The following is a 10,420-nucleotide window of genomic DNA, read 5'->3' as shown; positions in this document are numbered from 1 at the left end:
CGCCACCGGCCTGCCGCGCCGAATGGCGATTTCGGAGGAAATTGGGGCAGGGCCGTGGCTTTGCCCCCGTTTCGCTCGCGCGTATATGAGCCGGCCGCGGTTGAGCTGAATCAAGCAGATGCCGCCTGTTCCTCATTACCATTCGGCTTGGCGCTGATGGTGATGGGAGAAGCCAAGTTGGAGTCCGATCAAGGTTCACGGAAGCCGGGCCTCGCGATGGCTGCGATCTTCGCGGGTGGCTTGCTGCTCGTCATGCTGCAGTTCGGCCTTGCCACCTACAGTTCGACCGAAACCATTCCCTACAGCCAGTTCGAGCAGCTGCTCGCCCAGGACAAGATCACCGAGGTCTCGGTCGGCACGGACACGATTCAGGGGAAATTGAAAGAGCCGCTTCCGGGCGGCAAGTCCGCCTTCATCACGGCCCGAGTCGATATGGCTCTGGCCGAGAAACTCGCGACGAAGGGCGTGAGCGTGACCGGCGTTCCCAGCGGTGGCGCGCTGCAGACCTTGCTGTCCTGGATCTTCCCGGTCATCGCCTTTTTCCTGATCTGGTTCTGGCTCGGCCGCGGCATCGGAGGCGGCCAGGGCTTGGGCGGGCTGATGTCGATCGGCAAATCCCGCGCGAAGGTTTACGTCGAGAAGGACATCAAGGTCACCTTCGCCGACGTCGCCGGCGTGGACGAAGCGAAGTTCGAGCTCCAGGAGGTGGTGTCGTTCCTCAGGGATCCCAAGAGCTATGGCCGCCTCGGTGCGCACGTTCCCAAGGGAATCCTGCTGGTCGGACCGCCCGGAACGGGAAAGACCCTGCTGGCTCGCGCCGTGGCGGGAGAGGCCGGCGTTCCCTTCTTCTCGATCTCGGGCTCGGAATTCGTGGAGATGTTCGTCGGCGTCGGCGCCGCGCGGGTTCGGGACCTGTTCGATCAGGCCCGCAAGGCGGCGCCCTGCATCATCTTCGTCGACGAGCTCGATGCGCTCGGACGCAGCCGCGGGCCGCAATCGTTCGGCGGCTATGACGAGAAGGAGCAGACGCTCAATCAGCTCCTGTCCGAGCTCGACGGCTTCGACCCCAGCGCCGGCGTCATTCTGCTGGCGGCCACCAACCGCCCTGAAGTGCTGGACCCCGCGCTGCTGCGCGCGGGTCGCTTCGACCGGCAAGTGCTGGTGGACCGGCCGGACAAGATCGGGCGCGTTGCAATCCTGAAGGTGCACGCCCCCAAGATCCGGATGCGCAAGGACGTCGACCTCGACAAGGTGGCGGGTCTCACGACCGGCTTTACCGGGGCCGACCTTGCAAACCTCATCAACGAAGCCGCGATCGCTGCGACCAGGCGAAGCGGCGAGGAGGTCACGTTCGACGATTTCGTCAGCGCGATCGAGCGGATCGTGGCCGGCATCGAGAAGAAGAGCAGGGTGCTCGGCAAGGACGAACGGCGCCGGGTCGCCTATCACGAGATGGGCCATGCCCTCGTCGCCGCCAGCCTGCCGGGCGTCGATCCCGTGCAGAAAGTGTCGATCGTTCCGCGCGGGATCGGTGCGCTCGGGTACACCATCCAGCGCCCGACCGAGGACAGGTTTCTGCTGACAGTCGAGGAGCTGAAGAACCGCATCGCGGTGCTGATGGGCGGACGCGCGTCGGAGCATCTGATCTTCGACGGTGCGATCTCGACCGGCGCGGCCGATGATCTGCAACGCGCGACCGAGATCGCCATCGAGATGGTGACCAGATACGGCATGGACGAGACGGTGGGACAACGCACCTATGCGGCCAAGCCGCAGGCGTTTCTCGTGGCGGCGCAGGACAAGATCGTCGCGGCGGCCGAGGCAACCGGCCGCGAGATCGACCTCGCGGTGCGCAATTTGATCGAGGAGGGCGACCGCCGCGCCCGCGAGATCCTGCAGCGAAGGCGTGGAGACCTCGACGCCGGTGTTGAGATGTTGATCGCGAACGAAACGGTTACGGCCGAGCAGTTCGCGCCACTGATCGGCAAGCGCGGTGGTGGAAGCGAGCCGGCCGCCGCATGACGGCGCCGGGCGCGTTAAGCCCGGTCCCCGTCGTCAGACGACATGGGTAGCCCGCTTGTCGGAAACTTGCCGGATTATCCCGCGTTTGATCCGGGTCAAGAGTTCGAATCCCCTGCCTCCTTAAGATGCAGGTCCCGACGTCGCCGCGGATCATCCCCCGCTTCGGCCCCTCGTTTTCCGGGATGATAGTTTCAACCGAGCCGCGCGAGACCGCGGGAATGAATCCATGCGCACCTATTATTTCGACCTCAAGGACGGCGTGCCCGTCCGGGACAAATCCGGACTGGAGCTCGTGAGCGACGGCGCCGCCATCGCGTACAGCAAGGATCTGGCCGAGAAGGTGCGCAGGGAGAAGCCGAAAGGCCATCCGGACCTCCGCATCGTCGTGCTCGACGAAAGCGGCCGGGAAATCCACCGCGAGCCGATCTATCCGAACGCGACCTGAGCATTGGCCTGCGTGCTTCCATGAACTCGGCTCCGGTCCCGGACATCATGGATCCGAGATCGCCAGCCGCTTCGCGATGGTCGCCGAGATCAGATAGGCCGCGGCGATGGCGACGATCGTCGCGAGCAGTCCCGCAGGCAGCACGGTAAAGCCGAACGCGCCTCGCCACGGAAGAAGCGCAAGCGCCACGCCCGCAAGCAGGGCCCCGAACGACGTCGCGATCAGGATGTTGGGCGGGCGGTTCGCGCGCCACGGCAATTTCCGCGACCGGATCACGAAGATCACCAGGATCTGGGTCGCGATCGATTCCACGAACCAGCCGGTTTGAAACAGTGCCGCATCCGCGTCGAACAGCTTGATGAGAACGGCAAAGGTGATGGCGTCGAACAGCGACGAGACGATCCCCATGACGATGGTGAAGCGAAGGATGCTCGCCATGTTCCAGGCCTCGGGCCGGGCAATGTCTTCGCGATCGACGTCGTCGAAGGGAATGCCGATCTCGGAGAGATCGTAGATCAGATTGTTCAAGAGGATCTGCAGCGGCAGCAATGGCAGGAATGGAAGGACGATCGAGGCGAGCGCCATCGACAGCATGTTGCCGAAATTCGAGCTGGTTCCCATCCGGACATATTTCAGGATATTGGCAAAGGTCCTGCGGCCCTCGCGCACGCCGGCCGCGAGCACGGACAGGTCCGGCGCCAGCAGGATCATGTCGGCGGCCGCGCGGGCGACCTCGGTCGCGCCGGTGACGGAGATGCCGACATGCGCGGCGTGGAGCGCCGGCGCATCGTTGACGCCGTCTCCCATGAAGCCGACCACGTGATTGCGATGGCGGAGCGCGGCAATGATCCGCCGCTTCTGGTCGGGATCGATCCGGGCAAACAGGTCGACGTGCTCGACCCGGGCGATGAGCGCGGCATCGGTCAGCTCGGAGATCTCGGCGCCGGTCATGATCCGGTCCGCCTTCAGGCCGACGGAACGCGCGACATGGGCGACCACGGCGTCATGGTCACCCGAAATGATCTTGATGGTCACACCGAGCGAGCTTAGCGCGCCGATGGCCGCGGCCGCGTCCTGCTTCGGCGGATCGGCGAACACGCAAAAGCCGACCATGGTCAGATTGGCCTCGTCGCCGACGGTAATGGTCTGTTGCCCCGCCGGAATGGACCTGATGGCGACGGCAAGGAGCCGGAAGCCGTCGCGGGCATAGCGGATCTGGATCTCGGCCATCTTCTGTTGCCAGGCGGCGTCGAGCGGATGGGCGAGGCCATCGATCTCCACGGCCACGCAGCGCGACAGGATGGATTCCGGTGCGCCCTTGGCAATCAGCATGTGTTCGCCGTCGCGGACCGCCAGAACCGACAGGCATCGCCGTTCGAAGTCGAACGGCACTTCCGCAAGCCGAACCCAGCCGCCCGGACCGTCATGGCTCGCCGACAGGATCGCGTCGTCGAGCGGGCTTCGGACGCCGGCCTGGAACGTGCTGTTCAGGCGCGCCAGACTGAGAACGCGGTCGCTGGGTTGCCCCTGCGGCGCGATGTGAGCCGCCAGCGTGATCCTGGCTTCGGTGAGCGTGCCGGTCTTGTCGACGCAGAGTGTGTCCATCGCCCCGAGATCGTGAATCGCCGACAACCGCTTGACGATGACCTTTCGCTTCGCCATGCGCAGGGCGCCGCGGGCGAGCGTCACCGTCATCACCATGGGCAGCAGCTCGGGCGTCAGGCCGACGGCGAGCGCGATCGCGAACAGGAAGGATTCCATCGCGTTGCGCTGCGCGACGAGATGCGCCATCAGCACGAAAAGCGTGAGGAACAGCGTCAGCCGAAGGATCAGCAGGCCGAGCTTCCGGACACCTTGTTCGAGAGCCGTCGGCGGTGCGTTGGCCGCCATCGCGGAGGCGATCGCGCCAAAGCGCGTCCGGCCTCCGGTCGTCACCACCAGCATCCGGCCGCTTCCGCCGACCGTGCTGGTTCCCGCGAACAGAGCGTTGGTGGCATCCGCCGGCAAGGCCGCGGAGCAGGGACGGTCGGTCTTGAAGGCCGGAAACGGCTCGCCCGTCATCAGGGCTTCATTGATCTGCAATTCCTGCGCATCGAGCACGATGCCATCGGCCGGTATCAGATCGCCGATGCGGAGCTTCACGACGTCGCCCGGGACGAGAGTCGTCACCGAGATCGTCATGTCCTTGCCGTCCCTGACGACGTCGGCCTGGATGGCGACCGATTCCCGCAACGCGTCGGCGGTGAGCTCGGCGCGATGCTCCTGGACGATATCGAGCGTGATGGACAGCGACAGCACGGTTGCGATGATGGCAAAGCTGCCGATGTCGCCGCTCAGTCCGGATACGATCGCCGCCGCCAGCAGCATCGCGATCAGCGGATTCCACAGGCGCTGGCCGAGCTTGCGCCAGGCCGATCGGCTCTGCGAGGCGTCGGCGCGGTTGGCCCCGTGGATCCCCAGTCGCCTGACGGCTTCGCCCTGCGACAGGCCTTCCGGGCCGGAGCCGAGCGCGCGATAAAGGTCGTCCTTTGGCATTTGCCAGAACGCCGCGGCCAAAGCCTTGGCCGGGATGGATTGTTCGATCATGCAAGGGCTCGGCGATCGCTGACACTGGAGGCGAGGCCAAGGTACGCGGCGGCTCGCTCCCTGGATTGATGCAACTCAATCCAGTCTCACCCGGCGTGGTCAGGTGGTGGCGAGGCGCAATGCTTAATAGTCGTCAGGCGCAGGCCGCATCACTTTTTCCGGCCGTGTCCGGACGGCGCAAAGATCTGATTGGCGGGCGGCTGCCCGCCGCTCGGAACGCCGATGACAATGAAGCTGCGGTCCATCGAGCTGTGACAGGCGTTGCAGCCATCGCTCAGTCCGCGCATCGACGCGGCGAACTTGCGATCATCTCCCGCCGCGATCGCGTCGGCGACCGAGAGCAGCGGCTCCTTCATCGTGGTCACGTTGCTGATGGGAATGGACGGGTAGAAGATCGCCGCCTGCGCCAGGCTGTTGGTCAACTGCCGCAACTCGTGCGCGGCGAGGTCCCAGTTCTTCGCCTTGCCGGCATACCAAAGCTTGAGGTGCTGAATTTGCGCCAGACTCATGACCTCGACGAGACGGGGCGCATCCTGTTTCGCGTTTGAAGACGGCGGAGCGTTGGACTGGGCCATGGCGGACGTCGCCGCGATCGCCGGAAACGCCAGCACCGCACACCAATTCTTCAGCGTCATCCGACAATTCCCTGTCAATTGCACGTCTTGAATATCAGCGCCGCGGGCTGTTCTCTTGCGCTGCATCAATGCTTCCAGGGCCTCCGCGCCGGCGCCGATCCCATTGTCGTGAAAGGCGCCGGAGTTTGCGCCTCGACAAAGTGGTTGTGACTGCAGCCACTTACCGTTGTCGCGTGCCGGCATGAAGCGTTGTGCGCGGGCGATGGGAAGCAGGCCGTGATCGGAACCAGTCTCTTTAGATGGGCCATCAGCTACTTCGCGGTCGCGATCGCGTGGCTGCTGCTCGCCGAGGTGTTGATCGTCGCCGGCTTCGGTTTTCCGAACCACGACATCGACGGTCCGGACACGCTCGTCGTCGTTCACATCGTGACCATCGGCTGGCTGAGCACGGTCCTGTGCGGCGCGCTGCTCCAGTTCGTGCCGGTGCTGGTTGCAAGGCCGCTCTATGCGGAGCGCTGGACGCTGCCGGCTCTGGTGCTGCTGACGCTTGGCCTGACGGTTCTGCTCGCAGGCTTTCTCGCGCTTGGCGGACATTTGAACGGGCCGCGCTGGCTGCTTCCCGTCGGAGCCGGCCTGCTGATTGCCGGCTTCGCGCTGGTCGTTGCCAATCTCGGCATGACGCTGTGGTCGGCGCGTCCCTTGCCGGCGCCGGCGCGGTTCGTCGCCGCCGGGCTTGCCTGCATCTGTGTCACGGCGAGTTTCGGCGGTCTGTTCTCGCTGGTGCTGTCCGGAACCGCCGTCGGTGCGCAATGGCCGGACCTGCTGGTCTCGGGCGTGCCGATCCATGCGCTCGCGGGGCTTGGCGGTTGGCTGACATTCACGGCCATGGGCGTCAGCTATCGCCTGCTCGCGATGTTCATGCTCGCGCCCGATAGCGATGCGCGCCTCGGCCGGTTTGCCTGGATGGCCGGCGTCATTGCGCTGGCCGTTGGCCTCGTCGGCGGCGTGCTCGCGCCCTGGCGCATGACGGGGCTCGATCTGTCGTTTCTGCTGGCGGCCGCAGCGGCGCTGCTGTCGCTGGCCGCCTACGGCCGTGACGTGCTCGGCCTCTACAGAGCCCGCAAGCGCCGTGCGCTCGAGCTCAACACCCGCATGAGCCTCGTTGCGCTGGCGAACCTCGTCGTCGCTGCAATCCTCAGTGCCGCGTTCGTTGCGGCCGGCTCTTTCCTGCCCCATGTCGGAGCGCTGGCCTTTCTCGTCGCGTTCGGCTGGCTCTCAGGCCTTGTGCTCGCCAATCTCTACAAGATCGTGCCGTTCCTGACCTGGCTCGAGACCTACGGTCCGGTGATGGGCAGGGTGCCGACGCCGCGCGTGCAGGATCTCGTTGCCGAGCGCCGCGCGTTGAAATGGTTCGTGCTGTTCTTTGCCGGAAGCGGAATGGCGACCTTGATGCTCCTGATCGACGCGGCGCTCGGCTTCCGCCTCGCCGTCGCTGTCGTGACGTTTGCGACGCTTGGCTTGAGCGAGGAATTCATCAGGGCCCGGCGGCTTGCGGACGTGGCCGAGCCGCTGCGCCTGCCGACGGGAGCTGCCTTGCCCCATCTCCTGGTCACGCGGAACTGAAAAGGGAGACTGCAATGACCGCATTCGTCGACGTCGATGTCCGGCCGATCCTGCGCGCAGGCGGCGAGCCGTTCTCGATCATCATGGCCGCGCTCGCGCGGCTCGCGCCCGGGGAAGGGCTGCGGCTCTACGCGCCCTTCAAGCCGGTTCCTCTGTTCGACGTCATGGCGAGCAAGGGCTTTGCGCATCGCGAAGCCGAGCTGGAGGGCGGCGAATGGGAGATCCGCTTCATGCCGGAGAATGTCTCGCTCGGGGCGGCCGAGCCGGCTCCGGCTGCACGGAGCGACGGCGATTGGCCGGAGCCTGTGGTTCGCCTCGACAATCGCGACCTCGATCCGCCGGAACCGATGGTTCGGATTCTGGCTGCGCTGGAGCAGCTCGCGCCGGGCCAGACGCTGCACGCCTTGCTCAGCCGGGAGCCGGTCTTCCTGTTTCGGGAGCTGACCCGGCGCGGCCATCAATGGCGTGGCGGCTTCACACCGCAGAAGGACTCCTATCAGCTGACGGTGAGGGTGCCGGCATGACGATCGATGATGAGGATCTCGTTGCCCGGATCACGCAGGCGCTAAAGGTCGTGATCGATCCCGAGCTCGGCCACAACATCGTCGATCTCGGCTTCATCTATGACGTATCGGTCGACGACGGCGCCGCGCACATCACCATGACGGCGACCACACGCGGCTGTCCCGCTGCGTCCTTTCTCAAGGAGGGCGTCGCCAACAGCGCGTGCCTCGTTCCGGGCGTGGATACGGTCGACGTCACCATGACGTTCGAGCCGCCCTGGCAGCCTTCGATGATCTCGCCGGGTGTGAAGTCGTCGCTCGGCTTTGCCGAGGTGAACTGATCCGGCAAGGCGGCGGTGACCAAGGCCGAGCCGCCGGCTACGCGCTCTCGGCACCCGGGCCGCACCAGATCCTTGCGGGTGCGCGAAGCCGTGGCAGGTCGAGCAGGTTGATCGCCCGGGCGGCGATCTGGTCGATCACCTCGTCCAGCGATTGTGGCCTGAGATAGAAGGCCGGCATCGGCGGCGCAATGATCGCACCGATCTCGGTTGCCTGCAGCATCGTGCGCAAATGGCCGAGATGCAGCGGGCTCTCGCGAACCAGCAGCACCAGCCGGCGCCGTTCCTTGAGCTGCACGTCGGCCGCGCGCGCCAGAAGATTGTCTAGCTGCCCCCAGGCGATGGCCGAGAGCGTACGGATCGAGCAGGGCGCGACGATCATGCCGGCGACCGGATAGGATCCGCTGGCGATCGCCGCGCCGATGTCCTGATAGGAATGGTCGCGGAAAGCGCGCGCGCGCAGCCGCGCCAGCGCATCGCGCCCCACTTCCTCGCTCAGCGTTCGCTCCGCCGCGGGCGAGACCACGAGATGCACCGCGTAATGCGGATTGTCGGCCAGCAGCTCGACGATGCGCACGCCGATCGCTGCGCCCGAGGCGCCGCTGATGCCGATGATGATGCCCTGCCGCCCGCTCATGTGAGCACCGGGGCGCGAGCGGGTATGCCGGACAGGCCCAGTGCCGCCCACATCGCATCGACGCGCGCGACCACGGCTGGATCCATGGCCAGCGGAATGCCCCATTCCCGATCCGTCTCCGGCGGAATCTTGGTGGTGGCGTCGATGCCGAGCTTGCCGCCGAGGCCTGACTTCGGCGAGGCGAAGTCGAGATAGTCGATCGGCGTGTCGGTGAGCGTCACGAGATCGCGCGAGGCGTCGCTGCGCGTCGAGACGGCCCACATCACAGCCTGCCAATCGCGGATGTCGATGTCGTCGTCGACCACGATCAAGAGCTTGGTGTAGCTGAACTGCGGCAGCATCGACCATAGGCCCAGCATCAGCCGTCGCGCCTGCCCGGGATAGCGCTTCTTGATCGACGCGACAGCGATGCGATAGGAGCAGGCCTCCGGCGGCAGAAAGCAGTCGGTCACTTCAGGGAATTGCTGACGGACCAGCGGCACGAACAGGCGGTTGAGCGCCTCGCCGATCCGCGACGGCTCGTCCGGCGGTCGGCCCGTGAAGGTCGAGAGGTACACGGGCTGACGCCGGCTGGTGATGGCCGTCACCCGCATCACCGGAAATTCCTCGACGGAATTGTAATATCCGGTGTGATCGCCATAGGGACCCTCGGGCGCGGTTTCGGTCGCGGAGACAAAACCCTCGATGACGATCTCGGCCTCGGCCGGGATCGCGAGGGGCACTGTGAGGCAGGGTGCGAGGTCGGGCCGTTCGCCGCGCAGGATGCCGGCGAAGCGCAGCTCCGACATGGTCTCGGGCAACGGCAGCACCGCGGCCAGGATGGTGGCGGGATCGGCGCCGATGACGATCGCGACCGGCATGTCGCGCCCGATCGCCTTCCATTGCTGGTGATGCCGCGCGCCGCCGCGATGCGCGAGCCAGCGGATGATGGCGCGGTCGCGGCCGAGCACTTGCATGCGGTAGACGCCGACATTCTCCTCCTGGTCGGCCGTTGCGGAGTCCGGCGGCACGGTGATCACGAGCGGCCAGGTGATCAGCGGCGCCGGCTCGCCCGGCCAGCAGATCTGGACCGGCAATCTCGCAAGATCGATGTCGGGCCCCATCGTGACGCAGTCCTGCACCGGCGCAGCCGCGCGTGTGCGCGGGCGCGTCGCCAGCGCGGCGCGGGCAAGCGGGAGCTTGTCGAAGGCATCCCTGATGCTGTGCGGCGGTCGCGGCGCGCGCAGCTCGGCCATCAGCTCGCCGAGTTGCTCGAGACGCTCGGGCGCGATCCCCATGCCCCATGCGATCCGCTCCACCGTTCCGAACAGATTGGTGAGGAGCGGCATCTCCGAGGGACGGCCATCGGCCTTGACGGGCTGCTCGAACAATAATGCCGGTCCGTGTGCCCCAAGCACACGCCGGTGAATCTCCGTGATCTCGTGGACGACGGAGACCTTTTCGCGAATGCGTCGCAACTGCCCCCGGCTTTCGATGAAGCGCAGGAAGTCGGAGAGGTCGCGAAAGCGCGGCACATCACGTTGCAACTGAGCGAGCTCCCAAAAAGTCACAGCTAGCCGGCCTGTTTTTGGTCTTCATTGTTCCCGCTCAAATACAGCGGCATGCAATCCGTCCAGATGTGGGGGCATGAATGATCCATCCGCCGCATCGCCCGGCCCGTTGCCGACGATTCCGCCGCTCGTCGCATTGGC

At 65.9% G+C, this 10,420-nt stretch carries 9 protein-coding genes; 5 read left to right on the top strand and 4 right to left on the bottom strand.

Annotated elements, in window-relative coordinates:
• Positions 1–177: 177 nt before the first annotated feature.
• Positions 178–2,022 (top strand): ATP-dependent zinc metalloprotease FtsH, encoded by a 1,845-nt coding sequence (gene ftsH / locus CO669_RS18345; RefSeq protein ID WP_097661462.1) that lies wholly within the window; start codon positions 178–180, stop codon positions 2,020–2,022.
• Between the two features lie 226 nt (positions 2,023–2,248).
• Positions 2,249–2,467: a DUF6894 family protein gene (locus tag CO669_RS18340; protein ID WP_097661300.1), complete on the top strand. Its 219-nt coding sequence runs from the start codon at positions 2,249–2,251 to the stop codon at positions 2,465–2,467.
• A gap of 45 nt (positions 2,468–2,512) precedes the next feature.
• Here CO669_RS18340 and mgtA read toward each other — a convergent pair whose 3' ends face one another.
• Positions 2,513–5,053, bottom strand: a complete 2,541-nt coding sequence (gene mgtA, locus CO669_RS18335) for a magnesium-translocating P-type ATPase (protein WP_097661298.1) — start codon at positions 5,051–5,053, stop codon at positions 2,513–2,515.
• A gap of 149 nt (positions 5,054–5,202) precedes the next feature.
• Positions 5,203–5,871 carry a hypothetical protein gene (locus CO669_RS18330; protein ID WP_245444352.1) on the bottom strand — a complete coding sequence of 223 codons (669 nt, stop codon included), beginning with the start codon at positions 5,869–5,871 and terminating at the stop codon, positions 5,203–5,205.
• Between the two features lie 33 nt (positions 5,872–5,904).
• On the opposite strand from CO669_RS18330, the gene CO669_RS18325 reads away from it, so the two are divergent.
• From CO669_RS18325 to CO669_RS18315, 3 genes are read left to right on the top strand one after another with little or no spacing between them, the layout of a single operon-like run.
• The gene (locus CO669_RS18325; protein WP_198964090.1) at positions 5,905–7,251 is read left to right on the top strand and encodes a hypothetical protein; all 1,347 of its coding nucleotides are present in this window, start codon (positions 5,905–5,907) and stop codon (positions 7,249–7,251) included.
• Between the two features lie 14 nt (positions 7,252–7,265).
• Positions 7,266–7,775: a DUF2249 domain-containing protein gene (locus CO669_RS18320; RefSeq protein WP_097661295.1), complete on the top strand. Its 510-nt coding sequence runs from the start codon at positions 7,266–7,268 to the stop codon at positions 7,773–7,775.
• Positions 7,772–8,095 carry a metal-sulfur cluster assembly factor gene (locus tag CO669_RS18315; RefSeq protein WP_097661293.1) on the top strand — a complete coding sequence of 108 codons (324 nt, stop codon included), beginning with the start codon at positions 7,772–7,774 and terminating at the stop codon, positions 8,093–8,095. Before CO669_RS18320 ends, CO669_RS18315 begins: the two co-directional genes overlap by 4 nt.
• 37 nt (positions 8,096–8,132) lie before the next feature.
• Here the strand turns inward: CO669_RS18315 and CO669_RS18310 are convergent, their stop codons facing one another.
• Both CO669_RS18310 and CO669_RS18305 read right to left on the bottom strand, forming a co-directional pair.
• Positions 8,133–8,729 carry a UbiX family flavin prenyltransferase gene (locus CO669_RS18310; RefSeq protein WP_097661291.1) on the bottom strand — a complete coding sequence of 199 codons (597 nt, stop codon included), beginning with the start codon at positions 8,727–8,729 and terminating at the stop codon, positions 8,133–8,135.
• Positions 8,726–10,255, bottom strand: a complete 1,530-nt coding sequence (locus tag CO669_RS18305) for a UbiD family decarboxylase (RefSeq protein ID WP_198964089.1) — start codon at positions 10,253–10,255, stop codon at positions 8,726–8,728. The genes CO669_RS18310 and CO669_RS18305 overlap by 4 nt, the downstream gene beginning before the upstream one ends.
• Between the last annotated feature and the right edge of the window lie 165 nt (positions 10,256–10,420).

Origin of the sequence: Bradyrhizobium sp. Y36 (genome assembly GCF_002531575.1) — a bacterium.
Classification (GTDB): domain Bacteria; phylum Pseudomonadota; class Alphaproteobacteria; order Rhizobiales; family Xanthobacteraceae; genus Bradyrhizobium.
The sequence above is the reverse complement of the archived record's forward strand: the minus strand, read 5'-3'. Positions and strand labels throughout refer to the sequence as shown.